The sequence below is a fragment of the Cystobacter fuscus DSM 2262 genome, assembly GCF_000335475.2.
GTDB classification, from domain to species: domain Bacteria; phylum Myxococcota; class Myxococcia; order Myxococcales; family Myxococcaceae; genus Cystobacter; species Cystobacter fuscus.
This window is the reverse complement of sequence record NZ_ANAH02000071.1, coordinates 233,475-260,321: the sequence shown is the minus strand read 5'-3', so window position 1 is coordinate 260,321 and position 26,847 is coordinate 233,475. Positions and strand designations below refer to the sequence as shown.

The window sequence follows — 26,847 nt, the reverse complement described above, 5'->3', positions numbered from 1 at the left end:
GGCTCAGAGCTTGGCGTGACCCGACGCGGGGGGTTTGGCTCCTCCCTGGTCGAATTTCGCGTTCACCTCGGCGTTGGTCCGGTTGGAGCTGCCGAGGATGTACTCGTAGACGGCGTCGCCCTGAAGTCCCTTCTTCTTGGCCTTCTTCACGAGGTCATCGAAGGTGGGGCCGTCCTTGTTGCCGTACTCCTCCATGTCCCGTGCTTGCAGCGCTTCCACGTCGGCCTTGTTCTCCATCTTCCCTCGCGCCTCGAGGCGGGCCTCGTGGCGGATCCCCGCCGCCTTCCGGGCCCGCTGCTCGGGCGACAGGCCCGCCGCCTTCCACTGGGCGTCGAGCGCCGGGATCTCGCCGACCTTCTGGTTGTACCAGGCGCGGACTTCCGCGTTGCTCATCTTCGGGGCGTTGTTCGCGCCCGTGCCGAGCACTTTCTCCGTCTTGGTGTCTCGCGACCGCGGCGAGTAGTTGTCGCGGACCCGGTTGGACGAGGCCGCGGACGTCGACGAGGAGGGGGTGCTGGCGCCCGTGGGCGTGCTGGCGCCCGTGGACGTGTTCGCACGCGTGGACGAGGAGGGCGACGAGGCGCTAGGGCGTGGAGACCGGGACGTCCTGATGGTCATGGAGGTGACTTTCGGAGAGAGCGGAGAGGACGTCGGGATTTATTTGCCGTGCCTGGTCGTCTTGGCGGCCCGGGACTTGCCGTAGAAGCCCGCGGACTTGTCGGAGGGGGGCCGCTGCCACGTCTTGGGCCAGTCGTCGAACTGAGCGAGTTCCTGGTCGCCCGCGAGCAGCGTGTACAGGGACTCCTCGGGGAAGTCGCCGACGCGGATGCGCAGCTCCTGTCCATCCACCTCGGTGCGCATCGGATGGAAGGCATCCGGCGTCTTCTCCCACTTCAACTTGCGCTGCAGCAGTTCCTCGCCCGTCATGGCCCGTCCTCGTCGGGTGCCCCCTGCCGGCGGCACACTTCCGTGGAGCGCAACGCTAGGGGAGCCCAGCACGGATTGTCAAAGGCGGACGGAGGCCGGCTCAAGAGCGCCCCCAAGCAGGACAGGAGGAGGAGAGCGTGGCGCCCCAGGCAGCGGCCAGCAAGGAGCCGCTGAAGGAGAGGACGCCGCGAGTGCGCCAGTCGGGGGGACGTGAAGGGCGCACAAGGGGTGCACGCGATACCAGACACCTGCTCGGCTGCACGCTGACAACCGGCTCCGTGTGCAGCGCAGCAAAGAGCTAGAGCCCACCAGGGCAGTTTACCAGGATCAGCACACTGCAAAGACTCCTCTCACGGCTCGCCACCCTCTCCGAAGGTGGAAGTCGAGCCGACTGTGCCTCGTGCTGTCCACCAGGCGGAGGTCTATCTCGCATGAGAAACATCCTGAGCTGCAAGATCCTGGCTGTAGCAGGTACCCTGATCATGGCCGTGGGCTGCGGAGGTGAGACCCTCGTCGACGAGGCGACGGAACTCGCCCCGGACGAATCCTCTCCAACGGTGACCCCCAACTTCTACCAGGTGGTCGCCCTGCACAGCGGAAAGTGCATGGACGTCACGGGGGCCAGCCTGTCCGACGGTGCACGCATCATCCAATGGGGATGCAATGGTGGCAACAACCAGCAGTTCTTCCTGACGCCGATGAATGACGGGACCTACACGATCAAGGCCAGGCACAGCGGCAAGTGCGTGGATGTCAGTAGTGCGAGCACGGAGGATGGTGCCGCCGTCATTCAGTGGGAATGCCATAGTGGCAACAACCAGCGGTTCTATGTGCAGGACTGGGAAGGCCGCTACCGCCTCGTTGCCAAGCACAGCGGCAAGTGCCTGGACGTGAGCGGCGCGAGTACAGCAAATGGAGCGTACTTCATCCAGTGGCCTTGCCACGGGGGAGACAATCAGACGTTCTACCTGCGCTGACGGGGCCGGAGCAGGGGAGACGGGTTCAAATCCTGTCTCCCCTGGCCAGATTACCGGTCGCGGCCGAGCGGCGCTCCTTCTCGGAATTCCTTCTGGAGTGCCGCGGCGACGAACTCGACGAAGCTTTTGATCCGCAACGGGATGTCCCGCTGCGGGGGCAGCACGATCTGGATCGGGAAGGACTGCGACGTCCAACCACGGAACACGTGAACCAGTGAGCCGCTCTGAAGTTCGTCCTTCATGAGGAACTCCGGAAGCCAGGCGAGCCCCAGTCCTTCCATGGCCATGGACTTCACGACCAGCAAGTCATTGCACAGGAAGAGGCTATTCACCTGGAGCTGGCGCTCATCACCGCCGTTGCTCACCAACAACCGCTGTTGAAAGGGCCCGAAGCCGGAGAAGCCGAGAAAGGGAAGCCCGGTGAGGTCAACCGGCTCCTTCGGCAGGCCGCCGTGCTCGCGAAGAAAACCCGGGCTCGCGGCAAAGAGCAGGTACGTCTCTCCCAGCTTCCTCTGAAGGATGGAGCTGTCCTTGAGCCGGCCCACACGCACGGCGAGATCGAACGAACCGCCGAGCAGATCGACATGGTCGTTCGAGAGGTGAAGGTCGACCTGCACTCCCGGATGTAGTTTCAGGAAGTCCCGGCAGACGCGGCTCATGAGGAACTGTCCGATGTCCCCGGCCACGCTGAGCCGGATGGGCCCCGAGACTTCACGGGTCTTCTCCGTGAGCTCGTTGATGGCCTCGTGCACCTGCTCCATGAGTCCCTGCATCCTCAGGTAGAAGATCTGGCCCGCTTCCGTCAGCCGGAAGTGACGCGAGGAGCGGTGGATGAGCCGCACGCCCAGTTCGGCCTCCAGCGCCGAGATGTTGCGGCTGACGCGTGACTTCGGCTGCCTCAGTTTCGATGCGGCCTTGGTGAAGCTGCCACTGGTGGCGACCTCTCTGAAGACTTCGATGCGGTTGAGGTTGATGTCCCGGGACAAGGGTTCTCCGTCGTTGTTCCAGCGTGTGGAACGTTGGGTTGCAGTCCCGTTCCCTCCCTCCGGGGCAATCTTCATGGGAATTGTCCGCTCACGACTTCCGCGCATGTCGCGGTGCCCGCAGAGAGGAAGTAGTGATGCATACAATCACCGGCCTGGGCGGCGTGAACCGCCGGCAGGTCATGAAGTTTGGAGGCGCCGCGCTTGCGACCGCCGCGCGCATCCGCAGTGCGGCGGCCCGCATTGGTGCCGAGTTCTCAAGAGGCCATCAGGTCATCGCCGTGGTGAGCGCCATGGGCGACGAGACGGATCGCCTGGTCGAGCTCGCGGCCCAGCTCTCTTCCGAGACAGCGCACGCCGAGGTCGACGCGGTGCTCGCGGCGGGCGAACAAGTCTCCGCGGGGCTGATGGCGTTGGCACTCCAACAATTCGGCATTCGGGCGCGGTCCTTCCTGGCCAGCCAGATCCGCATCCGGACCGACGGATGCTTCGGCAACGCGGGCATCGTCGAGATCGAAACGGCGCGGCTGGAGGCCTCGCTCTCCCGGGGAGAGTTGCCAGTCATCGCGGGCTTCCAGGGCGTTGACGCGGAGGAACGCCTCGTCACGCTCGGGCGCGGTGGCTCGGACATGACGGCCGTGGCGCTCGCCGTCAGCCTCCGCGCCGACGCCTGTGAGCTCTTCAAGGATGTCGACGGGGTCTTCGCCGAGGATCCACGCCGCAATCCCCACGCACGGAAGCTGGAGCGCATCTCCTACGAGCAAATGGACACCCTCGTGAGAGCCGGGGCCCAGGTCCTCCAGCGCTCCGCCGTGCAGCTCGCGGCCCGTCACGGTGTCCGCCTCCACGTGCGTTCCGCCTTCCATGAAGAAAGCGGCACCTGGGTCGGCCACGACGAAACCGAACTCCCTTTGAACCCAACCCATCACCTCCAGAAGGAAGTCGCATGACACACGAACTGACGAACGGATACTCCAGCACCCGGCCAGAGGAACTGGCCGTGCTCCGCAAGCCCATCCGCCTCGAGGCGATGACCGGAAACACGACAGCCGGGAAGCAGAACCAGACCCAGCTCTGGTTCGACACGAAAGACTTCTCGGCGCCGCAGGACCATCAGGGCCTGTTCCTGCGGCTGGGGCGCTTCCACTACACGGGCGTCCTGCTGTATCCGCGGAACCTCGAGGCCCTCCTGCCAGCGGTTCCTGGAGGGCTGAAGGTCGCGGTTCGTCTGGAGTCCCTGGGGGAGTTGGAGGCGTTGCTCGCGGCGGGCACGCACCAGGAGGTCCTCCAGCGGGCCCAGTCCCCGCTGATCGCGGTGTCGGCGGATCAGGACCTCCTGGCCCGCGCGGGTGAGGCGGGCCTGTCCACCTGCCTCTACCAGTACGTCGACGACGGCGAGTCCCTGCACCGGTCCATCCAGCAGGGCTTCCGCCATCCGTTCCTGATGATCTGCTTCCGCGACCCGACGAACATCCCTCTGGAGCTGGTGATCGCCTCCCTGCAAGCCACCGGCACCACCCTCATCAAGGAGATCGCGAACCCCACCGACGTCGACGACGCCATCGTCACCCTGGGCGTCATGGAGGTGGGAGCAGATGGCGTGATGTTCTCGCCAGTCGAGCATGAGTTGCTGGAAGGCTTCGCGCGCAGGCTCGCCGAGCGTGGCCAGGAGCACGTCGCGCTCGAACCGGCCACGGTCACGAAGTCCGAGCCGGTCGGCATGGGCTTCCGGAGCTGCATCGATCTGGCGACGCTGTTCGAGCCGACCGAGGGGATGATCGTGGGCTCCACCTCGCAGGGAGGGGTGCTGTGCTGCCCAGAGGTGTTCTTCCTGCCCTACATGGAGAAGCGTCCGTTCCGCGTCAACGCGGGAGGTGTGCACAGCTACGTCTACAACGCCGCGAATCGGACCCATTACATGAGCGAACTCAACGCGGGTTCGGCCGTGATGGTGGTTGCCTCCGACGGTAGCACCCGGCAAGCGCCTGTTGGCCGGATGAAGACCGAACTGCGGCCGCTGCGGCTCATCGAGGCTCGCTTCGCCTCGGGAGAGACGATCAACGTGATTCTCCAGGACGACTGGCACGTGCGTGTCTTCTCGCCCGAGGCAAAGCCTCTCAACATCACCGAGCTGCGGCCGGGCGATCGGATCCTGGCCCACAAGGCGGCGCCGGGCCGCCACGTCGGAATCAAGATCGACGAGAACATCAAGGAAAGTTGAAAAAGGTCCCCGAGATGAACACGGCGAAGAAGGTACGGCTCGGGAAGATCCTGGGCGCGAGCAGCCAGCGGGCAGTGATCGTCCCCATCGATCATGGGCTCACCGTGGGTCCCCTGACGGGAATCGAGTCCACGGCCCGCATCGCACGCTGGATCGGCCATCCCGGCGTCGATGCGGTCGTCGCACACAAGGGAATCCTCTCGCGTCTGGCGGACCAGGGCGCCCTGGACCGCAAGGGTGTCATCCTGCACCTGAACGGGATGAGCAGCCTCTCCGACTCGGTCGATGACAAGGAATGGCTGACGAGCATCGAGACGGCCCTGCTGCTCGGGGCCGACGCGGTGTCGCTCCAGGTCAACTTCAACGGACGGAATGACCGGGCGAACTGGAAGATGCTGGGACAAGTGGTGGATGGAGCCGCCCGCTACGGACTGCCCGTCCTGACCATGATCTACGACAAAGTGGGCGAGGAGCCGCAGCGCTTGCACCGGATCAAGCAGCTGATGCGCACCGCCGTGGAGCTGGGCACGGATGCGCTCAAGATTGGGATGAGTGAGCGGCCGGAACTGCTCCGCGAAGCGCTCGAGGACGTGCAGGGCGACGCCCTGGTCTTCGTCGCCGGGGGCGAGCTGACGGGCGACGAGCCCCTGCTGGAGCACGTCTCGAATGCGCTCCGGGCGGGAGCGCGGGGGGTCTGCATTGGACGCAACATCTTCGTGAAGAAGAGTCCGGCGTTGCTCTTGGAGCGCCTCTCGAAGCTCGTCCACGGCGAGCCCGCGCGCGGTGAACGGGAGGTGGCCCTTGCCAGCATTCGTCGATAGCCACGCCCACCTGTTGGCGACGCAGGAAGCTTTCGAGCGGCTCCTCACCACGATGGATCGGCTTGATGTCGAGCGCTGCATCGTCGTGGGAGGAGGATTGCTGACGCCCCGGCAGCTCTCCCGGCAGATCCTGAGACAGCCGACGCAAGCGGAGACGCAGGGATTGACGTGTGACAACCGCGCGGTCCTCTCGCTCTGCGAGCATTCCGGGGGCCGGCTCGTGCCTTTCTACTTCGCCAATCCCTGGCTGGACCCGAAGGAGTACCGGGAACTCGGACCACGCTTCGCGGGCCTGAAACTGGGGCCCGCGGTTCACGGGGTGCCGCTCGATTCCCCGAGGACCTCGGCCTACCTGGATGTGGCTCGAGAGCATGGGCATCCCGTGTATCTGCATTGCCTGGACCGTGACGGATTCCGGGTCACGGACCTGGTGCGCCTGGCGGAGCGGTACACCGGGCTCCGGTTGATCCTGGGCCATGGCGGAATCGGCGAACTCGACTACGACGGGGTCGACGCGATTGCCGGGTACCCGAACCTTTATTTCGAGACCTCGGGGGCCTTCAAGCACGTGATTCAGTACGCGGCCGACGTGCTCGGTGCCTCCCGGCTCCTGTACGGGTCCGAGTACCCCCTGCAGAGCGCGGCGGCGGAACTCTGCAAGGTCCGGGAGCTCACCCTGAGCGACGCGGACATGGAGGCAATCACCGGCGGCAACATCCGGCGTCTCCTCGCGAGAGCCAGCTCATGAACTCACCGGTGCATGCATTTCCCCGGCAGCAACTGGAAGAGGCCCTTCTGCGCGCCCGGTCCGCTCCCTACTACGAAGGCCGGTTGCCAAGGGCGGAGAAGCTCGATCGGCGGAGCTGGGAGCGGTTGCCACTGACGCGGAAGGAGGATCTGCGGGCGGCCTACCCCTTCGGGCTTCTCGCTGTCCCGCAAAGCCAGCTCAGCACCTACCACGAGTCCTCGGGAACAAGCGGACATCCCATCTCCTCGTATATCACCGAGAGCGATTGGGAAGACATCCTCTCGCGCTTTCTGCGCAATGGCGTGAGGCTTTGCCGGGAAGACATGGTGCTGATCAAGACGCCCTATGCGCTGGTGACGACCGCCCACCAGATGCATGGCGCGGCCCGCTCCGTGGGCGCCACCATCGTTCCCGCGGACAATCGCTCGGCCAACATGCCCTACTCCCGGGTGCTTCGGCTGCTGCACGACCTGCCGGTGACGGTCGCCTGGTGCATGCCTACCGAAGCGCTTCTCTGGGCCTATGCCGCGCGAAGGGCGGGACGGGCCCCCACGCGAGATTTTCCCCGGTTGCGAACCTTCCTGGCCGCCGGAGAGCCCCTGAGTGCCGCGAAGCGCGCCCACATCGAGGCACTCTGGGGTGGAAAACGCGTCCTCATCGATTACGGCTCGACCGAGACCGGTAGCCTGGCGGGAGAGTGCGAGCAGGGGCGGCTCCACCTCTGGAGCGACCGGCTCTACTTCGAGGTGCACGATACCCAGACGGGTGATTTCCGTGAGGAAGGGGCGGGAAGCCTCGTCGTCACGCCCCTGTTCCGCGAGGCCATGCCCCTCATCCGCTACGATCTGGAGGATGTGGTCGAGATCTCGCATGCACCGTGTGAGTGCGGCCGCACGCTGCCAACCATTCGCGTCTTGGGACGGAAGACGGGCGTGATGAACGCTGGCACCCGGGCATTCTCCGCCCTGGAGCTGGAAGAGGCCGTCTATGCGAACGCCGCGGAGACAGGCTTGTGGTTCTGGCGAGCCCGCGTCCGGGACGGTGCGCTGGAAGCCCAGATCCACGTGGAGACGCGGAACGAAGACGCGGCGTGCAGGCGCATCCTGCAAGCCATTGAAGCCACTGTCCCCGGAGTCCGCGTGAGGGTCGCCGCCGTCCCGGCGGAGTACTTCGTTCCGGAAGCGCTGCTCTCACGAGAGGTCCCGATGCAGAAGCCCCGTTTTCTCTTCGGCGAAAACGAAGACTGGAAGTCACTGGATTACACCTGACCCGTAGAAAAGAGCCATCACCCATGACCGCAATGCCATCCACGCTCGTCGCCGACGAGCTCCGCCTCCAACTCGCGAAGGACCCGGTGCTGGGCGCCGGCAACTTCCTGGATTGGGCTCTGAAGGTGAGCCCGGACCCGCGAGTGCCCATTCTCCATCTCGAGCGCGAGCTGAAGACGTTCACGGGAGAGAAGTTCCAGCAACTCAGCCTCGAGCAGCTTGCCCGCCTCGCGCACCTCTACGCCCGGCTCTACAAGAAGCTGGGGGTACGCACCGCGGATCCCGTCTTCGTCTACCTCGACGACGGGGTGGAGTACCTCATCCACTACCTCGCGCTCACGCACCTGGGCGCGATCGGCGTCCTCACCAACGGCAACATGGAGCCCCGGATCGCCGCGGTGCATGCGCGCAATGTCGGCGTGGCCGGCGTCTTCACGGATGCGTCCCACATCCAGGCCCTGCGTCCCCTCGTCCAGGAAAGCGTGACCGGGTTCATCGTGACCGAGGCCGATATCCGTGGAACCCAGGAGGCATCCCTGCCCACCTACCGGCGGCACGAGTTCTCCGCCGATGACCCGATCATGATCGCGCACTCCTCGGGAACGACCGGCATTCCCAAGGCCGTGCTGCTCCAGCACGAGCGCTTCTTCCATGGGGTGCGCTACCGCCTGGGAGTCCCCAGGGTCACCGGAGGTGAGCGCATCCTGTCATCGCTCCCCCACTCCCATAACTGCGCCATCGCCTACCTCATGCTCGCGCTGCTGAGCGGGACACCGGTCTACATCGCCTCGGATCACTCGGGACGCGCGGTGCTGCGGCAGATCGATACGTTCAAGCCCAGCATGGTCGTCTCCTTCCCGCAGACCTACGTCGAGATGACCGAGTGCGACATGGACGCCTTCGATCTTTCCTCGGTGAACCTCTGGTTCAATGGCGGCGACGCGGCCCATGAGAGCCATATCCGGGCGCTCATCCGCCATGGTTTCCATGAGCAGAACGGCCAGCGGCAGCCCGGTTCGGTGTTCATCGACGGCATGGGCTCCTCCGAGATGGGGTTCTCGCTGTTCCGCCACGTCCACACGCTCAAGACCAATCACTACAACCGGTGCGTCGGGCGGCCGCTCGAATGGGTGGATGCGCAGATCCTCTCCGAAGAGGGGGACAAGCTTCCGCCATTCCAGGTCGGGCGACTCGGGGTGAAAGCACCTTCGGTGACAACGGGGTATTGGAACAACAGCCAGCTCACGTACCGGTCCCGTCTCTCGGGCTACTTCCTCACCGGAGACCTGGCCTACCGCGACGAGGAGGGCCGTATCTTCCACGTGGATCGCACTCCGGACGTGATCCTCACGCCCAGCGGACCGGTCTATGGCCTGCAGACCGAGGAGTTCCTGCTGAGCCGCTTCCCGGCGATCGCGGACTGCGCGGTGTTCGGCCAGGAAGACGGGGCCACGGGTGCCGTCCGCGCGGTGGCCTACGTGCGGATACGGCCGGACTCGGACCTCTCGGGCCATGACACGTCGGAGCTGGCTGGCCGTTTCAACCAGGAGCTCGCGAGCGCGGGCCTGCCCACGCTGGGAGGCGTCCTGGCCGTCGGTGCGGACGCCATCCCCCTGGGGACCACGGGCAAGGTCCTGAAGCGGATTCTGCGAATGAATGAACTCCGGCCCACGCGGCAATCGGCGGCCTGAGCCTGAAACAAGAAAAGGAATCCTGCAATGACCCCTGCTACTCAGCTGTCGGCCCGCTGGAACGGCCTGCTCCCGAGGGAATCCCTGGAGCGGCTCGATGCCACCGAGTTCCTCATCCGCTGCCGCCAAGGAATCGCGGCCCGCGGCGTGCTCGAGAGATTCCTCGTGCAGCAGTACCACTACTCCCGCCACTTCACGCGGTACCTCTGCGCCTTGCTGGCGAACCTGACCAGCGAGACCGACCGCTTCGCCCTGACGGAGAACCTCTTCGAGGAAATGGGGCTCGGCGGCATGGGCGAGGTGCCCCACTCGCAAATCTACCGGCGGATGCTGGACGCCTTCGGATTGGAGCCCTCGATCCAGCCGCCGCTCGCGGAGACAACGGCCCTGGTGAGGAACATGTTGCGGCTCTGTTCGGACTCCGATCCCCTGGTCGGACTCGGCGCGCTCTGCCTCGGCGCGGAGGCCATCGTCCCGCACGTCTACCAGCAAATCCTCACCGGCCTTCTGAGTGCTGGTTTCCCGGAACGGGACCTCACCTTCTTTCCCATGCACATCGAGGGTGATGATGACCATGCACTGACGATGAAGCACATCATCGAGCGGGAGCTCGCCGAGCGGCCCGGCAAGCGGGACGTGCTGCGCGCGGCCGCGGAGGAGATCATCGAGGCGCGCCGCGCGTTCTTCGCGGCCCTCTCCGCGTCCGAGGAGCAATCCGCTGGCGCTTCGAGGAGGGCTTCCGGTGCATTTTAGCTCGAAGGATTTCGCTCAAACGCGGGCGGTGCTCCGCGCTCGAGTGCCCGAACGGTTGCACCACGCGGGAGTGACAGCGCAGGTCCACGGCGCGTTCTCGGACGAGCGGGGCCACGGCGTGGCGATCGTGGACCTGCCATCGCGAACCCTCAGCCTGACGATTGGGCACCTGCGGGCCGGGCAATCCACACGGCTGCACCGGCACAACTACGAGACAATCCTCTACATCACGAAGGGCCAAGGCTACACGCTCGTCGAGGACCGGAAGGTCGAGTGGAAGGCCGGTGACGCCGTCTACGTTCCCGTCTGGGCCTGGCATCGCCACGTCAACACCGACGCGCGGCATGAGGCCGAGTACGTGGCCTGCGAGAATACTCCGCTCCTGCAGAACCTTGGCGAGATTGCCCTGCGCGAAGAGGCGCCCTCACAGGAAGGTCACGAATGAGCCAGACACACATCAAGGCACGCTGGAAGGGCGGCACGGGTGGAAGCGGGTTCCTCCAGGCAAGCGAGGGCTTCGAGACCCGCGTGACGCTGCCGAAGGACTTCCAAGGGCTCGGAGAAGCCGCTACCCCCGAGAACCTGCTCCTGAGCGCCGTCGCGAGCTGTTACCTCATCACCTTCGGAATCATCCTCGACAAGGCGGGGATTGCGTACGAGGGTCTGGAGCTCGAAGGAGAGCTGCGGATGGACATGGGCCCCCGGCCCTCGGTCCAAGCGATCATGCTCCTCCCGCGCATCGTCTCCAGCGCGAGCGAGGAAACCCTCCGGACCCTCTCCGAACGAGCCGAGCAGTTCTGCCCCATTGGCCGGACAGTGGCGGGAAACGTCGCGAAGTCGGTCCGTCTCACTGTGGTCGCTCCGGACTCCTGAGCGACGGAGGGCGCTGTCCTTCGTCGACTCCTTGGCGCCGTTCTCGGCGTCATGCATGGTGCCTTGCTGGCCGGATGGACTACCTCACCGTCGCCAGCAGCGGCATGGTGTCCGCCTACCTCAACCGTGGGGGTGACGGTCAGACGTGAACAGCTCTTGCTCCTCAAGGGGCGAGCGGATGTTCACGGGGAGTTTGAGTGCTGACGGCCCGCGAGGTGGAGGTTCTCACTGACGGAGGCAGAGCCGAAAGAACAAGAGGCGAGCGCACGGAGGGAGTCTCTCCGAAGAACCTCTTATCTCCTGATAACCTTCGTGGGACTCGGAGAGCCCCACCATGTCCTGGCGCACGGTCTTCTTCATCGCCCTCCTCTTGTCGCTGACACCCCAGGCAGTGGCCCAGGAGGCTCGTCCGGCTGGAAAGTCCGTGCTCCTGCTCCTCCCCGAGGACACGGCGCTGCCCGCCATGGCGATGCTCGTCGCCAGTCTCCGCTCTTCCTTGTGGGAAACCGGGGACGGCCCGATCACCTTGGACGTCGAGAGCCTGGATCTGGGCTGGGCGAGTGGGCCTGAACACACACGAGCCCTGCGTACCTGGTATCTGACCAAGTACCGGGAGCGCCGGCCGGATGCACTCATCACCTTCCGCACCGACGCCATCCAGCTGACCCTGGAGCTGCGCCAGGAGCTGTGGCCGGACATCCCGGTCATCGTCCTGTCCGAGGACGAGCGGCTCTGGGAAAAGCACCCTCGCCCAGAGCGGGTGGCGGGCCTCTTGCTGCATTACGACATGAGGGCCACCGCGGAGTTGGCCTTGCAGCTGCTGCCCGACACGCGGAGGCTGGCGCTCATCAACGGTGCCAGCCCGTGGGAGCGCGCTGAGCAGGAGCGGATGCTGCGAGACCTGCGGCCCCTGCTGGCGCAGCGGGGACTGGAGTTCATCGACCTGACCGGCCTGCCGCTGGCCGAGCTGCTCGAGCGCGCGAGGACCCTGCCGGCCGACACCACTGTCCTCACCTTCACCTTCATCACCGATCCCAGCGGGAGACCCTTCGTGGGGCGCGAGATCGCACGCATGTTTCTCTCCGCCAGCAACCGGCCCTGCTTCGCCCTCCACGACACCGTCCTGGGTCTGGGGTTCGTCGGCGGAGCGCTCGTCAGCTACGAGGCCGTGGGCCAACAGCTGGGCCTGCTCACCTCCCGCGTATTGCGCGGAGAGCAGGAGGAATTCCTCGCGCCCCTGAAGCCGGCCCCCGTGGACACGCTGACGCTCGATGCCCGCGCGCTGCGGCGCTGGGGCATCCCCCGCGATCGGGTGCCTCCCGGGGTGCGGCTCGCCTTCGACGAGCCCTCGCTCTGGGAGCGCTACCGCTGGTGGGTCCTGGGGGCCCTGACGCTCAGCGGCCTGCAGGCGCTGGTGGCCGGGGGACTCGTGGTGGAGCGCCGCCGCCGCATGCGTGCCCAGGCCGAGCTCCTCGAGCGCCAGCGCCTGGAGAAGCTCGCGGAGATGGAGGCGCGTCGAAACCTGGATCAGCTGGCCCACGTGAGCCGGGTGGCCGCCCTGGGCGAGCTGGCCGCCTCACTGGCGCATGAGCTCAACCAGCCCCTGGCCGCCATCCTCAGCAACGCCCAGGCCGCACGCCGCCTGCTGAACACCACCCCCGCGCAGCTGGACGAGGTGCGCGAGGCCCTCGGGGACATCATCTCCGACGACAAGCGCGCGGGCGAAGTCATTCACCGCATGCGCGCGCTGCTCAAGCGGGGGGAGCCCCGGCAGGAGCTCCACTCGCTCAATGACCTGGTGCGCGAGGTGGCGCGACTGCTGACCAACGACATGCACCTGCGCGGCGTGACCCTGCAGCTGGCGCTGGCCCCGTCGCTGCCCGCCGTCCAGGGGGACGGCATCCAGCTCCAACAGGTGGTGCTCAACCTGCTCCTCAATGCCCTGGATGCCATGGCCGATGTCCCCGCGGGCCAGCGCCAGCTTCAGGTCCGCACCGCCTCGCCAGGCCCGGGGCGGGTGGAGCTGAGCGTGCAGGACTCGGGAGGGGGGATCGAGCCATCTCGGCTGGCCCTCGTCTTCGAGCCCTTCTACTCCACCAAGGAGAACGGGCTGGGCATGGGGCTGTCCATCAGCCGCTCCATCGTCGAGGCGCACGGCGGCCGCCTGCAAGCCGAGAGCCCTCCGGGGCAGGGCGCTCTGCTACGGTTCGTGCTTCCCGCGGCGCATACGGAGTCCTCGCCATGACACAAGCCCCCGCCACCATCTTCCTCGTGGACGACGATGAGTCCGTGCTGCGGGGGCTGGGGCGGCTGCTGCGGGCCGCCGGCCATGCCACGAAGCCCTTCGCCTCGCCCTCCGAGTTCCTCGCGCAGCTGTCCGGGGACACGCCGGGCTGCGCCGTGCTGGACCTGCGGATGCCGGAGCTGAACGGACTGGAGCTGCAGCAGGCCATGGAGTCCAAGAACTGCCACCTGCCTGTCATCTTCATCTCCGGCCACGGGGATGTGCCGGCCAGCGTCAGGGCCATGAAGGCCGGCGCCGTGGACTTCCTCCTGAAGCCCTTCGATGAGCAACAACTGCTGGGAGCCATCTCCGAGGCCTTGCACAAGGACGCGGCGGCCCGCGCTGGCCGCGCCGAGACCGCCGCGCTGCATGCCCGTCATGCCGTCCTCACTCCCCGCGAGCGCGAGGTCTGCGCGCTGGTGGCCCAGGGGCTGACCAACAAGGAGGTCGCCCAGCGGCTGGGCACCACCGAGAAGACCATCAAGGTGCACCGCGCCCGCGTCATCCAGAAGCTAGGCGTGGACTCGGTGGCGGAGCTGGTGCGGTTCGTGGACCGGCTGGGCCAGGGCTGAGCCCGCGCGGTGTAAGCACTAGGTCCAATATCCATGACCTGACACCTTGAGTAGAGATGGCCGTACAGGCATGACCCGGTACCGCCTCTGGCTGCTGGCCGTCTGGGCCTTCGCCCACCATGAACCCAGGGCCACTTCGCATGAAAAACCTACCGCTCTCCCTGCTTGCCTTGTGCTTGACGTTGACAGTCATTGGTTGCCATGGGTGTCCGTCTTCATCTCCAGCAGACGATTTCTCGATCCGTGTCGTCCTCGCGGAGACCCGCATCTCCGCGGGGATGAAGACCACCGCGAAGGCCCAGCGCGTCCATGACGATGGCCGCGTCGTCGACCTCGACGCCTCCACTTCACAGCAATGGGCATCGTCCGCTCCTCAAGTGGCCTCCGTCGAACCGCAACCGGACGGCACTGTCAAGGTGACGGCTCTCCAGCCCGGTAGCGCCCTCATCACAGTCAACGTGGACGAAGTCTTGGGCGAGGCAACCCTTGAGATCACCCCTCCGCCGCCCGTGCTCACCTCCATCACGCTTACCCCCGCGACGGCTTCGGTGCTCCAGGGCTCGACACAGCAGTTCACCGCTCAAGGCAGCTACAGCGACGGCACCACGGCCGATGTGACGAGCAGCGCGACGTGGACGACGAGCAACACCGCCATTGCCACCGTGAGCAGCACGGGCCTGGGCACCGGCGTGGCCGGGGGTGGGCCCGTCACCCTCACCGCCACCCTGGGTGACGTGAGCGGCACGGCTCAACTCAGCGTCACTGGGTGGACGTCCGCGGGGTCCATGTCCACGAGCCGCGACAACCACACCGCCACGCGGCTCGACTCGGGCCGGGTGCTCATCGCTGGGGGGCGCAATGGGACAACCCCCCTGAGCAGTGTGGAGTCGTACGATCCAGCAACCAACTCCTGGTCTCCAGTCGGTGCCTTGTCCAATGGCCGCTTCGCTCACGCCGCACTATTCATCCCCGAACATGGTTCCGTGCTCGTCACAGGGGGGTACAATGGGACGACCCCCCTGCGCAGGGCGGAGGTGTACGATCCAGCTACCGACGCCTGGTATTACGCCGGTGACATGGCCATGGGCCGCTACCATCACACCATCACGCGGCTCCCCTCGGGTAATGTGCTCGTCACCGGCGGCACCGATGGCAACAAGGCTTTAGCCACTGTGGAGGTGTTCGAGCCGTTCACCAGCATCTGGTTTCCGGCCAGCCCCATGAGCACCGCCCGCTTCCACCACACCGCCACATTGCTCCCCTCGGGCAAGGTCCTCGTCTCAGGGGGGTCCAATGGCTCCGGGAGCTTGAGCAGCGCCGAGGTGTACGACCCGGCCACCGATTCGTGGGCTCCAGCTGCCACCCTGGTGACGAGCCATAGCCTTCACGCGGCCACGCTGCTCCCCTCTGGCAAGGTGCTCATCTCAGGGGGGCAATCGCTCACCGAGCCCTCTTCCTCTGAGCTGTACGATCCAGACACCAACAGCTGGTCCGCGGCTGGCGCCATGGTCGAAGGCCGCTCCCGCCACACCGCCACGCTGCTCGCTTCGGGTCAGGTGCTCGTCGCGGGGGGCGACGGCAGCAGCGATGACAACACCGCGGAGTTGTACGACCCGGCCACCTCTTCCTGGTCCGCGACCGCCTCCATGGCCGCGCCCCGCGGAGCTCACACCGCGACGCTGCTTCCCTCAGGCAGGGTTCTCGTCGTGGGTGGCGAAGATGGCACCCGCCCACTTGCCACGGCGGAGCTGTACGTGCCCTGAGAGCACAGCCTCTCTGAAGGTTGCATCGAACCCGCAGGCGAGTGATTCATCGCCTGCCCTTCAGAGGCCGGATCGAAAAAATGGGTAGGGTCGAAGGAACAAGTCCTTTGACACCTTCACCGGAACTCAAGCTTTTCGAGCGTGCTGCTCGCCGCGTGAGCGCGTCGATTACACAGACTGCGGGAGAGCCACCAAACAGGGGCAGGCCCACTCCGGCACGTGAATGCAAGCCATTGCCGAGACGCTATAAGCCAAGTGTAGAGCCCAAACACCTTCTTGACGTTCGCACAGGAATTCAGCTCTCTTGGGTGCCCCACGGGTGCCCCGCAATCAGGAGTCATCAATGCCGTTGGATCGAGACCTTCCCAAACGCGAAATCTTGCCGATCCCCGACCGTCCCTATGTCGGCCCGACGAAGTACAATGCCGCGGACCCGAAGCCTGAATTCCCTCCCCGCCTACCGATCCGCCCGCCCGAGGGCGCCCCCAACGTCATCGTCATCCTGATCGACGATGTGGGTTTCGGCGCCTCTGAAACCTTCGGAGGGCCCATCGCGACTCCGACAGCCAAGGAGCTCGCCGCGAGGGGCCTCAAGTACACACGTTTCCATACGTCAGCCCTGTGCAGTCCGACGCGCGCCGCCTTACTGACTGGCCGCAACCCCCACTCCGTCGGCATGGGTTGCATCACCGAGATGGCGACCACGGCGCCCGGCGCCACCTCGATGATCCCCAACAGCGCCGCCTCGATCGCCAAGATACTCAAGTACAACGGCTACTCGACGGCTCAGTTCGGTAAGTGCCACGAGGTGCCCACCTGGGAAACTGGCACCACGGGGCCCTTCGACCACTGGCCCACCTACATGGGGTTCGAGAAGTTCTATGGCTTCGTGGGCGGCGAAACCAACCAGTACTACCCTACCCTCTACGATGGAACGACTCACATCGAAATGCCAGAACGTGGGAACTACCACCTGACCACGGATCTAGCCGATCAGGCCATCAAGTGGATTGAGACTCAGAAGTCCCTTGCGCCGGACAAGCCCTTCTTCATGTATTTCGCTCCAGGCGCGACCCACGCCCCCCACCAGGTCCCGGAAGAGTGGAGTAACAAGTACAGAGGGAAATTCGACGAAGGCTGGGACGCCCTGCGCGCGGCCACGTTCGAGCGCCAAAAAGGGCTAAGCGTCATCCCGTCGTACGCGGAACTGACAACTCCCGACAAAGATATTCCAAACTGGCTAGACACGCCGCCCGAGGTCCGAGATGCCTTGAAGCGCGAGATGGAAATCTACGCCGGCTTCCTCGAACATACCGACTACCAGATCGGCAGGGTGCTCGAGACGCTCAAGACCCTTGATATCTTCGAGAACACGCTCATCTTCTACATCCTCGGCGACAACGGAGCTTCCGCCGAAGGCACGTTTCTTGGCACTTTCAACGAGATGATCGGCTTCAACGGCATCGAGATGACGGAGCAGGAACAGATAGACATCATCAATAATCACATAGAAGATTTCGGCACCAAGAAAGCGTATAATCACTATGCCGTCGGCTGGGCCCAGGCCATGTGCACGCCGTATAAGTGGACCAAGCAAGTCGCCAGCTACTTCGGAGGCACGCGCAACGGCATGATCGTCCATTGGCCAAAGGGCATTGCGGGGGGCAGCAGGCGACACCAGTTCACTTACGTGACCGATGTGCTTCCGACGATCCTCGAAGCGATCGGGCTGCCGGAGCCGTTGAGCGTCGACGGAGTGCTGCAGAAACCCATCGAGGGTCTGAGCTTCTTCTATACGTTCAATGAACCCAGCGCGGTTGAGCGCCACAGGACCCAGTACTTCGAGATGTTTGGCAATCGCGGCATCTACCATGAAGGCTGGACTGCCGTCACCCTCCACTCGAAGCCCTGGCAGTGGTACAACCTACCGGACTACGCAGACGACAAGTGGGAGCTCTACTTCACGTATGCCGAGAAGCCGGAGGACAGGTCTAAAGAGGACTGGACCCAGGCAAAAGACCTCGCCGCAGTCTACCCCGACAAGCTCGAGGAGCTGAAGAACCTCTTTCAGATCGAGGCGGCCCGTTACAACGTCTTCCCCCTCGACGACCGAAAGATAGAGCGCCTGCCCCCCGCGGAGGGCGTCCTCCGCCAAAGGTACGTCGACGGTAGTTTCGTTGCCGACCCGGTCGTGATCGACAACTTCAACCGCTCTTTCGACATCACCGCACAGATCACAGTGCCAGCCGATATATCTGGGCCAGTGCAAGGCGTGATCCTCGCCCGTGGCAACGATTTTGGCGGTTTTGGCCTCTATGCCAAAAATGGAGTTCTCACTTACGTCTACAACTACCTGGGGCTCGAGATCTTCTACGTCCGTCAGGATGAGCACGCGCCTTTGCTGCCGTCGGGCACGTACGAGGTCCGCATGGAGTTCACGTACGACGGCGGCGAGGAGACCGGCCAGGGCGGCACGGTGAAACTCTTCCGAAACCACGGGACGAGCGACATCCAACTCGGCGAGGGCGTCATCCCAAAGACCAATCCGGTCATCTTCAACGTGGACGCCTTCCTGATGGTCGGCAACAAGACTGGCGGCCCCTTGTGCGAGGATCTCAAAGGGAACAACCGCTTCACCGGCACGGTGGACTGGGCGGAGATCAAGATAACGGGAGCACCCGGCGTCAAGAGCCCCGAACATCGCCTGCACGCGCTGATGGCGATCGAGTAACCGTTCACCGGCTCAGGCTGAGAGCGCAGCCTGAGCTCTGGTCGTGAATGGGAGGCGGAATGCCGCCTTCATCTCCCAGTCCGTGCCCTCCGATGTGCTCCCGGGCCAGAGTTTCCAGGCCTCGGTGACGATAAGGACCCGCACACTTCCATCAGGGGGAGTGTGCGGACGGGGGCGAAGGGTGTTCCTCAGCGCGCGGCGACCCTCAGGACGAGGAGTGGAACTGGCGACCACCTGCACAGGAGACGTCCGATCTCCTCGCGCACCACTGGAGGGAGGCGGGAGACACCGCACGGGCCGCTCTCTTCTCCCTACGCGCGTCAACCTACCGGACGGTCCGGAACGCCTCGCGCAGCTCGTTCGCGAACACCGCCGGCTGCTCGAAGGCGGCGAAGTGCCCGCCCTTGTCCACCTCGCCCCAGTAGAGCAGATGCGGCCACAGCGCCTCGGCCCACTTCCTGGGCGCTCGGTAGAGCTCACGCGGGAAGGTCGTCGCCGCCATGGGCAGCTCGATGCGCCCCGCCGAGAAGCCGGAGGGCTTGCCTTGCGAGTTCTGCCAGTAGATACGCGCCGAGGAGGCCGCCGTGTCGGTCAACCAGTACAGCGTGATGTTGTCGAGCATCTCGTCCATCGACAGGGCGTCCTCCGGATTGCCCCGGTTGTCGGTCCACGCCTGGAACTTCTCGTAGATCCACAGCGCCTGGCCCGCCGGGGAGTCCGCCAGGGCATAGCCAATCGTCTGGGGGCGCGTGGCCTGCTGCTTGAAGTAGCCGTACTGCTCGTTCGCGAAGCGCCCGGCGGCGTCGATCGCGGCCTGCTCGTCGGGAGTCGGGTGCTCCGGCAGCTTCTCCGGGAACACGAGCGGCCAGTTGACGTGCGCAGCGACCAGTCCGTCCGGGCGGAGATGGCCGAGCGCATGGGTGACACCAGAACCCCAATCGCCGCCCTGGGCCACCCACTTCGTGTAACCCAGCCGCTGCATCAACACCCCCCACGCCCTGGCGATGCGAGCGACATCCCAGCCCGTCTCCGCGGGCTTGTCGGAGAAGCCAAAGCCCGGGAGCGAGGGGATCACGACGTGGAAGGCATCCTCCGCCCTTCCTCCATGGCGGGTGGGCTCGGTGAGGGGACCGATGACCTTCAGGAACTCGACGATCGAGCCCGGCCAACCATGGGTGAGGACGATCGGCAGCGCGTTGGCATGGGAGGATTTGACGTGCAGGAAGTGGATGCCGAGCCCGTCAATCTGGGTACGGAACTGGGGAAAGGCATTCAGCCGCGCCTCGAACTTTCGCCAGTCATAACGGTCGCGCCAGTAGGCGATCAGCGCCTGCGCCTTGGCGAGCGGCACGCCCTGGGACCAGTCGTTCACCGTCTCGCGCTCGGGCCACCGCGTCGCCGCCAGCCGTCGCTTGAGATCGTTCAGCGCCGCCTGGGGAATCGAGACGCGAAACGGCGTCAGCTGGGGGGTGGCGGGGGCCGGGGACGAGCCCGCCGCCTCGGCGATCGTCTCGCCCCCCACGGCGGCGAGGGCTGATGCTCCGGCCATCATCCGCAGGAGCTGGCGGCGGGAGGGAAGACTCGAGGGACGCTGGAAGTCGTTCATATCTGCTCCGTATCTGGAGGTGGACGCCAGTGGGCCGTGGTGGCTACTTCAGGAAGTCGGCGAGGTAGCCGAGGGTGGCCTCGGGCTTCTCCTCGGCGATGAAGTGTCCGCTGCCCTCGACCTTGATCACGCGCAGGTCCGTGGCCTTGCCCGACAGCGTGGCCTTCAACCACCCGAAGCCCGGGCCGCCCAGACCGAGCACCGGCATCGTCAGCTTGCCGTAGCTCCCGTCATCGACGATGTCCTGAGGGAAGGCCTGATACCAGGCGTTGCCCGCGCGGATCGCCTCGCGGCTGGCATAGGCGGCGGCATAGACCGCGCGATCCCTCGCATCGATGGCGCTCTCGTCCTTGAGCAGGTAGCGGAAGAACCACTCCTGCTCGAGGTGCTGGCGGCCCTCGAGGATCTGCTCGGGCAGACCCTTCACCTGATGGAAGGCGAACCACCAGGCGAACGGGTGGGCCTCGTCGATCTTGTCGCCGAAGGTGCCAACGGCCGGCAGCAGGGGCCAGGTGGCGAGCTGGGCGTCCGGGTGCGGCACGTCGAGCAGGACGAGCTTGCGCGTGGCCTCCGGATGGTTGGCCGCGAAGCTGAACGCGACCTGGGCGCCGATGTCGTGGCCGACGAGGTCGACCTTGTCATGGCCGAGCTGGCGGACCAGCTCGAGAATGTCCCGGGCCATCGTCTTCTTGTCGTAGCCGTCGGCCGGCTTGTCGGAGCTGCCCATTCCGCGCAGGTCGACGGAGATCACCCGATGATCGCGGGCGAGCGCGGGCATGATCTTGTGGAAGGCCCACCAGGTCTGCGGCCAGCCCGGGAGCAGCACGACCGGCGAGCCCTTCCCTCCGACGACGTAGTGCAGCCGCACGCCATTGACCGTCGCCTCCCCGTTGGTGAAGCCCGGCAGCGTGCGGACCAGCGCCGCGTCGGACACGGCGGCGGTCTGCTTCGGCGCGGCCTGGGCCGGGCTGGAAAGCGAAGTCGTGGAAACGAGCGCCAGGGTGGCGAGTGCGATGAGGCTCTTCATGGTGGGTTCCCTTGGATGGTCTTGCCGATGGGCAAGAGGTATCGACACGCTCACCTGGGCGAAATAGAAAGGTCCGCAAACCATCGTTGCAGGATTGTCGATGTCGAAACTGCCGGATTTCGAGGGGCTGGCGATGTTCGCCAAGGTGGCCGAGGAGCGGTCGTTCGCGGCGGCCGCGCGCGCCATGGGCCTGTCCGTCGCGACGGTCTCACGGGGCGTCAGCCGGCTGGAGGAGCGGCTCGGCGCGCGGCTCTTCAATCGCACCTCGCGGAAGCTGGCACTGACGGAGTTCGGGCGGACGGTCGCGGAAAGCGCGAGCCGCATCTATCGCGACGCCGAGCAGGTGGAGGACTCGGCGCGGGAGCTGTCCTCCCGGCCTCGCGGCGTCATCCGCCTGGCGGTGCCGATGTCCTTCGGGGTGCGCTGGGTGGCACCGCTCCTGCCGGAGTTCTTCCGCGCCTACCCGGAAGTGTCGGTCGATCTCCACCTCTCGGACGCGACCGTGGACGTGGTGGGACAGGGCTTCGACGCGGCGCTCCGGATCGCGGTGCAACTGGACCCATCGCTGGTCGCGCGACGGCTCTGCGCGGTCTCACGCTTCATCGTCGCGGCACCAAGCTACCTGAAGCGGCACGGCCGGCCGAAGCACCCTCGCGACCTGAACGGCCGCGACTGCCTGGGTTACGCCTATCGCGCGCGCAGCGACGTCTGGCGGCTGGCCAACGCCGCCGGCGACGAGGAGACCGTCACGCCCGGCGGACAGCTTCGCGTCACCAACGCGGATGCCCTGGTGCCCACCGTGCTCGCGGGCCTCGCCATCGCCGAGCTGCCCGAGTTCATCGCGAGCGAATACCTCCGCGACGGAAGGCTGGAGACCATCCTGAGGGACTGGACGCTGACGACGGGCGGTCTCTACTTCGTCACCCCCTCGGCCCGCGTGCGCCCGGCCAAGATCGAGGCGCTCGCCGGGTTTCTCGCCGAGCATCTGTCGAAGCCCGAGTGGCGCTGGCCGCGCTAGAATGCCCTCGTCGTACTGACCCATCGCAGGAGTGCGTGCATGTCCAAGAAGACCCTTCGCATCGTTGCCCTTCTCTCCGCGGTCGCTGGCGTGGGCGTGGCGGGACTCACCCTGGTGCCGGGCTCGGCCCAGGCCGCGGAGCTCCCCAGTGGCTGCTATCGGCACCCCATCACCGGCGCGCTGATCTGCCCCTACCCTCCCGCGAACTGACGAACTCCAGCCCCTGCCTGGCATTGGCCCAGGCAGGGCATCAGAAGCGGCCCATGTCCACGTCCTGGATGAAGCGGATGACGCCCGTGAAGTACGTCCGCTGATCGTCATACATGGACATGTGGCTGCCCTGGGGACAGTCCAGGTAGCGGCCCCGCCGCACCTGGCTCGCCATCCACTCCATGTGCTTGGGATCCATGGTGTCGTACCGCCCCCCGATGGTGAGCGTGGGCACGGTGATGGCCGGAAGGTCCTTCGTCCGGTCCCACTTCTCGAGGATGCCGCTCGCGCCCATCTCGCTCGGGCCCTGCATGGGCACGTAGACCTTCTGGTTGCCGTGCGAGAAGGCGCGCGATGCCGGCTCGGGCCACTGCGCCGACGGCATGCGCAGGACGTGGTGCTCGTAGAAGTGCGGCACCAACAACTCCATGTAGCGGGGATTCGCGTAGTCCTTCGCCGCCTCGAGCGCCTGCACCTCGGCGAGCACCTTTGGGTCCATCTGAGGCATCAGCACGTTCTTCGCGTACTCGTTGTACGCGGGGATGCTCGCCATCATGTTGGAGATGATGAGGCCCTTGAGGTGCTGCTGGTACTTGAGCGCGTACTCGATGGCGAGGATGCCTCCCCACGAATGGCCCAGCAGGTAGAAGTTGTCGCGGCCGAGGCCGAGCGCCTGGCGCACCTGCTCGACTTCCTCGACGAAGTGCTCCGTGCCGAGCAGCGCCGCCAGCTTCGCGTCGTCGGGCTGGTCGCTGCGGAACGAGCCGAGCTGGTCGTAGTAGTAGTACTCGATGCTCGCGCCCGGGAAGTAGCTGTCCGCGGCCTCGAAGTACTCGCTCGTGTTGCCAGGGCCTCCGTGCAACAGCAGGACCTTGATGGTGGGGTTGTTCCCCACGCGCTTCGTCCAGACGTGGAATTTGCCCTGCGAGGTGGAGATCTCGATGCGCCGCGCGCCGCCGCTCAGCACATCCGGGCGCCCGCTCGAGTCGAAGTAGCGGGAGCTGGCGGGAGCTTGCGCCGCGCACGCCTGGAGCAGGAGGAGCGCACCGACCACGAGCAGCCCAGAAGCATTCATCTTCATGTCAGGAGGATCCCGGGGGAGAGGGCGACGGATGTCGGGTCCGCCGCGCGAGGCAGCGTACACCCGGCGGTGCGGGGAGTGGACCCACCGCGGCCCCCGACTGGCCCCGGGCCGCCGCTATCGCCGGGCGCGCTTCGCGGCGGGAGCGCTCGGGCCCGGTGAGGCGGCCAAGACCTCGGGAAGCGCCGCGAAGGTCTCGTCGACATAGTCCGGCAGACTCCGGGACCCGTCCTCCGCCCACCTGCGCAGGGCCACATCCTGCGCGGCGACCGCCACCGCGGCGGTGAGCTGGGCCAACTCCTTCTTGCCGCGTCCGGCGCCCAGCCTCGCGGCCAGGATTCGCGACAGGAGTGCCCTCCACTGCTCCTGGGTGTCGAGGAAGTGGGCTCGAAGCGTGGGAGTCTCGAGCAGGAATCGGAGGTAGCTCCGGTATCGCTCTGGCTCGGTGATATAGGCCTCGGACACCGCGTCCAGGGCCTTGCGCACCGCCAGCAGGGGCGGTTCGTCGGCGGGCCGGGCCTCCAGCGAGGCGCCGATCTGTTCGCTGCTGTAGCGCAACCGCCAGAGCACGACGTCTTCCTTCGTCTCGAAGTACCGGAAGAACGTTCGGCGTGAGATGCCCGCCGCCTCCGCGATGTCCTCGATGGTGGTCTCGGCGAACCCTCGCTCGACGAACAGGCGGAGCGCCACCTCTCCGAGTTCCAAGCGGAGCAGGCGTTGCTTGCGCTCGCGCAGGTTTGGCTGCTCGGGGCTCTTGCTTCGCTCGTCCATGCGCGGTCCCTTCCTCGCCCCCCTGTAACACGCCGTCCCCTCCGGGTGCACCAGGCGGCACCTCATGCCGATAGTGCCACTCCGTGCAACCCCTAGACCCCCTGGCGACTCATGGACGCGTCGACATCGCCTAGAACAGGACGGGAATGCGCGCGAAGCCGCGCAGGCCAATGCCCGAGCCCACTCCGGCGCCCCATTTCAACTGCTCCACGGGGACCGCGAGCCGCAGTTTCGGGTAGCGCCGGAACAGGGTCTCGAAGGCAACCTGCCCCTCGAGCCGGGCCAGGGGCGCGCCCAGGCAGACATGGATGCCCTTGCCGAAGGCGATGTTCCGGTGAGCCTCGGGCCGCGTGATGTCATACACGTCCGGGTCGGGGAAGCGCGAGGGATCCCGGTTGGCCGAGCTGAGGCAGACCGACAGCTTCGCCCCCTGGGGGATGGAGATTCCACCCAACTGCGTGTCCGCGATGGTGGTGCGCGGCGTCCCGATGTAATCGACTGGACCCCAGTAGCGCAGTGTCTCTTCCACCATTCCCTTGGCGAGCGCGGGGTCGGCCACCATGCGGGCGTGCTGGTCCGGGTGGGAGAACAACGCGACCATGCCATTGCCAATCAGGTTCACGGTCGTCAGGTGCCCGGCGAAGAAGAGAGTGTGCACCATGGAGATCATCTCCTCATGGCCGAGCATGTCCCCGTCCTCACGCGTATGGACCATCTGGCTGATCATGTCCTCGGCCGGCTCACGCCGCTTGCGCTCGAACAACTCTTCCAGATAGGCGTTGAATTGCCGCGTCTGCTCCCGCCGCGCCGCCACCAGCGAGGAGTCGAACCGGTTGGTGTTCATGAGGAGCTCGGCCAGGTGGTTGATGCGCTCGCGGTCCTCCTCGGGAATGCCGAGCAGGTCGCTGATGACCGTGATGGGCATGGGGTAGGCGAACGCCTCGATCAGGTCCATCTGGCGGTCCGGCGCCGCCTGTCCGCGCCCGGCGGCCTCGCGCTCGGCCTTGTCGAGCAGGGCATCGGTGATGCGCTGGACGCGTGGCCGCAAGGTCTCCATGGCGCGGGCGGTGAAGCTCGGCTGGACGAGCTTGCGCAGGCGCGTGTGATCGGGCGGGTCACGCGAGATGAGGCTGTCGGCGAGGGGTTTGGCCTCCTCGGGCATGTGGGCCACGCCTTCGAGCTGTTGGGGCGTCATCCCCGCGCGGAAGTCGGAGGACAGGCTCCCATCGAGGAGCGCGGCTACGGCCTCGTCATAGCGAGTGACGAGGAGCCGCTCCTCACTCGAGACGAGGTCCGCCGTGGAGCCCACGCGGCTGTCCACCCTGACGGTGTCCAGGACTCCCTTGGCGAACAGGGTGCGAACCACGGGGGCCTGCTCGCGCAGGCGAGCGTAGGTGGCGTAGGCGGTGGCCAGGAACTCGGGATTCTCCCGGTCGAGGACCACGGGGCCGCCGGAGGGAGTGGGTGCCTCCATCAGGTGTTTGAAAGGGCAAGTCCCCGCCGGGGGCGGAACACCTTCCACGCTCTGCTTCTGGGATTCATCCATCGGCGTCATCGCTTTCCCCCGTTCATTTGCCATCGGCCGCGCGGGAGAGTTCTTCCCACTGCGCCCAGGTTTCCAGACGTTTGGCGTACAGACCCTTGACGATGTCGACGGGCTGGCCGCCGAAGAGGACGCGCAGGGGTGGGTTCTGCGCATCCACGATGCGCAGGAGCGCGTTGGCGGCACCCACGGGCTCTCCGTAGGACGCGCCGCTGCGACGAGCGGCCATGGCCTTGCGCAGGCCCGCGTAGGCGTCGTTCTGCCTGGCGTGCACGGCGGAACTTCCGCCCCAATCAGTGCTGAAGGCTCCAGGCTCGACAATCGTTACCTTGATGCCGAACCCGGCGACTTCCTGGGCCAGTGACTCGCTCATGGCCTCGAGCGCCCACTTGGACGCATGGTAGATGCCGAGCGAGGGGAAGGCGGCAACGCCACCGATGCTGGAGATCTGGATGATGTGACCCGAGCCCTGTTGGCGCATGAGCGCGACAGCGGCCTGGGTCACCCAGAGCGCACCGAAGAAGTTGGTCTCCATCTGGGCCCGGACCTCCTGCTCGGAGACCTCCTCGACGAACCCGAACTGCCCGTAGCCGGCATTGTTGACGACGATGTCCAGCCGGCCGAAATGCGCGGATGCCTCACGGAGGGCGGCCTCCACTGCGGCCTTGTGGGTGACGTCGAGGGTCAGCGGATGGATGGCTTTGCCGAACTGACCGACGAGGTCCGACAGGGAGTCGGCGTTCCGGGCCGTCGCGGCCACCCGGTCTCCACGCTCCAGGGCGGCCTTGACGAACTGGCGTCCGAATCCGCGAGAAGAACCAGTAACGAACCATACCTTGCTCATGCGTCACCCTCCTTGGGCTGAACATTCCGAGCCACCTGGCTTGGAGCTGTCGTCATCCTATGCCGAAAGTGGCACATAGTGTCAAATTGGCCGCGCGAGGGTGGTTACTTCAATCGTCTCCGCGATTCGTCACCC

At 66.0% G+C, this 26,847-nt stretch carries 25 protein-coding genes; 16 read left to right on the top strand and 9 right to left on the bottom strand.

Translation table 11 applies throughout. From position 1 onward, the window contains the following. Positions 1-3 precede the first annotated feature (3 nt). Both D187_RS46545 and D187_RS46535 read right to left on the bottom strand, forming a co-directional pair. Positions 4-618 carry a hypothetical protein gene (locus tag D187_RS46545; protein ID WP_155894046.1) on the bottom strand — a complete coding sequence of 205 codons (615 nt, stop codon included), beginning with the start codon at positions 616-618 and terminating at the stop codon, positions 4-6. A gap of 39 nt (positions 619-657) precedes the next feature. Next, complete coding sequence (locus tag D187_RS46535) at positions 658-927, bottom strand: hypothetical protein (protein WP_002627179.1); 270 nt, start codon at positions 925-927, stop codon at positions 658-660. 431 nt (positions 928-1,358) lie between these two features. On the opposite strand from D187_RS46535, the gene D187_RS46530 reads away from it, so the two are divergent. Then, the gene (locus D187_RS46530; protein ID WP_081714120.1) at positions 1,359-1,904 is read left to right on the top strand and encodes an RICIN domain-containing protein; all 546 of its coding nucleotides are present in this window, start codon (positions 1,359-1,361) and stop codon (positions 1,902-1,904) included. A gap of 50 nt (positions 1,905-1,954) precedes the next feature. On the opposite strand, the gene D187_RS46525 is transcribed toward D187_RS46530, so the two are convergent. Continuing rightward, positions 1,955-2,890 (bottom strand): LysR family transcriptional regulator, encoded by a 936-nt coding sequence (locus D187_RS46525; protein WP_002627177.1) that lies wholly within the window; start codon positions 2,888-2,890, stop codon positions 1,955-1,957. A gap of 161 nt (positions 2,891-3,051) precedes the next feature. Here D187_RS46525 and D187_RS46520 point away from each other — a divergent pair, with 161 nt between their 5' ends. From D187_RS46520 to D187_RS46460, 13 genes are all read left to right on the top strand, one after another. Beyond that, positions 3,052-3,837: an amino acid kinase family protein gene (locus D187_RS46520; protein WP_162159769.1), complete on the top strand. Its 786-nt coding sequence runs from the start codon at positions 3,052-3,054 to the stop codon at positions 3,835-3,837. Continuing rightward, a complete protein-coding gene (locus tag D187_RS46515) occupies positions 3,834-5,108 on the top strand; it encodes a 3-dehydroquinate synthase II domain-containing protein (protein WP_002627175.1) in 1,275 nt (424 codons plus the stop codon). Before D187_RS46520 ends, D187_RS46515 begins: the two co-directional genes overlap by 4 nt. Then, on the top strand, positions 5,105-5,929 hold the full coding sequence (locus D187_RS46510; protein ID WP_155894044.1) for a class I fructose-bisphosphate aldolase: 825 nt from the start codon (positions 5,105-5,107) through the stop codon (positions 5,927-5,929). The genes D187_RS46515 and D187_RS46510 overlap by 4 nt, the downstream gene beginning before the upstream one ends. Further along, on the top strand, positions 5,910-6,677 hold the full coding sequence (locus tag D187_RS46505) for an amidohydrolase family protein (RefSeq protein ID WP_020918738.1): 768 nt from the start codon (positions 5,910-5,912) through the stop codon (positions 6,675-6,677). Before D187_RS46510 ends, D187_RS46505 begins: the two co-directional genes overlap by 20 nt. Beyond that, entirely contained in the window at positions 6,674-7,945 is a 1,272-nt protein-coding gene (locus tag D187_RS46500; protein ID WP_002627172.1) for a phenylacetate--CoA ligase family protein, read from the top strand. Before D187_RS46505 ends, D187_RS46500 begins: the two co-directional genes overlap by 4 nt. 23 nt (positions 7,946-7,968) lie before the next feature. Then, positions 7,969-9,636 (top strand): class I adenylate-forming enzyme family protein, encoded by a 1,668-nt coding sequence (locus tag D187_RS46495; protein ID WP_002627171.1) that lies wholly within the window; start codon positions 7,969-7,971, stop codon positions 9,634-9,636. 27 nt (positions 9,637-9,663) lie between these two features. Next, a complete protein-coding gene (locus D187_RS46490) occupies positions 9,664-10,389 on the top strand; it encodes an iron-containing redox enzyme family protein (protein WP_002627170.1) in 726 nt (241 codons plus the stop codon). Positions 10,390-10,507: 118 nt separating this feature from the next. Next, positions 10,508-10,834, top strand: a complete 327-nt coding sequence (locus D187_RS46485) for a cupin domain-containing protein (protein WP_245592000.1) — start codon at positions 10,508-10,510, stop codon at positions 10,832-10,834. Further along, entirely contained in the window at positions 10,831-11,262 is a 432-nt protein-coding gene (locus D187_RS46480) for an OsmC family protein (protein ID WP_002627168.1), read from the top strand. The genes D187_RS46485 and D187_RS46480 overlap by 4 nt, the downstream gene beginning before the upstream one ends. Before the next feature lie 334 nt (positions 11,263-11,596). Further along, a complete protein-coding gene (locus D187_RS46475) occupies positions 11,597-13,507 on the top strand; it encodes a sensor histidine kinase (protein WP_002627167.1) in 1,911 nt (636 codons plus the stop codon). Next, entirely contained in the window at positions 13,504-14,118 is a 615-nt protein-coding gene (locus D187_RS46470) for a response regulator transcription factor (protein ID WP_002627166.1), read from the top strand. The genes D187_RS46475 and D187_RS46470 overlap by 4 nt, the downstream gene beginning before the upstream one ends. A gap of 470 nt (positions 14,119-14,588) precedes the next feature. Then, positions 14,589-15,881: a Kelch repeat-containing protein gene (locus tag D187_RS46465; RefSeq protein WP_002627165.1), complete on the top strand. Its 1,293-nt coding sequence runs from the start codon at positions 14,589-14,591 to the stop codon at positions 15,879-15,881. Positions 15,882-16,224: 343 nt separating this feature from the next. Then, on the top strand, positions 16,225-18,612 hold the full coding sequence (locus tag D187_RS46460) for an arylsulfatase (RefSeq protein WP_002627164.1): 2,388 nt from the start codon (positions 16,225-16,227) through the stop codon (positions 18,610-18,612). 325 nt (positions 18,613-18,937) lie between these two features. On the opposite strand, the gene D187_RS46455 is transcribed toward D187_RS46460, so the two are convergent. Both D187_RS46455 and D187_RS46450 read right to left on the bottom strand, forming a co-directional pair. Beyond that, positions 18,938-20,218 carry an epoxide hydrolase family protein gene (locus D187_RS46455; RefSeq protein WP_002627163.1) on the bottom strand — a complete coding sequence of 427 codons (1,281 nt, stop codon included), beginning with the start codon at positions 20,216-20,218 and terminating at the stop codon, positions 18,938-18,940. A gap of 43 nt (positions 20,219-20,261) precedes the next feature. Beyond that, the gene (locus tag D187_RS46450; protein ID WP_002627162.1) at positions 20,262-21,245 is read right to left on the bottom strand and encodes an alpha/beta fold hydrolase; all 984 of its coding nucleotides are present in this window, start codon (positions 21,243-21,245) and stop codon (positions 20,262-20,264) included. 100 nt (positions 21,246-21,345) lie between these two features. Here D187_RS46450 and D187_RS46445 point away from each other — a divergent pair, with 100 nt between their 5' ends. Both D187_RS46445 and D187_RS56900 read left to right on the top strand, forming a co-directional pair. Continuing rightward, on the top strand, positions 21,346-22,263 hold the full coding sequence (locus D187_RS46445; protein WP_002627161.1) for a LysR family transcriptional regulator: 918 nt from the start codon (positions 21,346-21,348) through the stop codon (positions 22,261-22,263). 39 nt (positions 22,264-22,302) lie between these two features. Further along, positions 22,303-22,473, top strand: a complete 171-nt coding sequence (locus tag D187_RS56900) for a hypothetical protein (RefSeq protein ID WP_002627160.1) — start codon at positions 22,303-22,305, stop codon at positions 22,471-22,473. A 40-nt stretch (positions 22,474-22,513) separates the two neighbouring features. Here D187_RS56900 and D187_RS46440 read toward each other — a convergent pair whose 3' ends face one another. The 4 genes from D187_RS46440 to D187_RS46425 all read right to left on the bottom strand — a co-directional run bounded on the left by D187_RS46440 (position 22,514) and on the right by D187_RS46425 (position 26,712). Next, positions 22,514-23,554, bottom strand: a complete 1,041-nt coding sequence (locus D187_RS46440; RefSeq protein ID WP_002627159.1) for a proline iminopeptidase-family hydrolase — start codon at positions 23,552-23,554, stop codon at positions 22,514-22,516. Between the two features lie 117 nt (positions 23,555-23,671). Beyond that, a complete protein-coding gene (locus D187_RS46435) occupies positions 23,672-24,325 on the bottom strand; it encodes a TetR family transcriptional regulator (RefSeq protein WP_002627158.1) in 654 nt (217 codons plus the stop codon). A 130-nt stretch (positions 24,326-24,455) separates the two neighbouring features. Further along, positions 24,456-25,799, bottom strand: a complete 1,344-nt coding sequence (locus D187_RS46430) for a cytochrome P450 family protein (protein ID WP_043435363.1) — start codon at positions 25,797-25,799, stop codon at positions 24,456-24,458. 94 nt (positions 25,800-25,893) lie between these two features. Next, on the bottom strand, positions 25,894-26,712 hold the full coding sequence (locus D187_RS46425) for an SDR family oxidoreductase (RefSeq protein WP_002627156.1): 819 nt from the start codon (positions 26,710-26,712) through the stop codon (positions 25,894-25,896). Between the last annotated feature and the right edge of the window lie 135 nt (positions 26,713-26,847).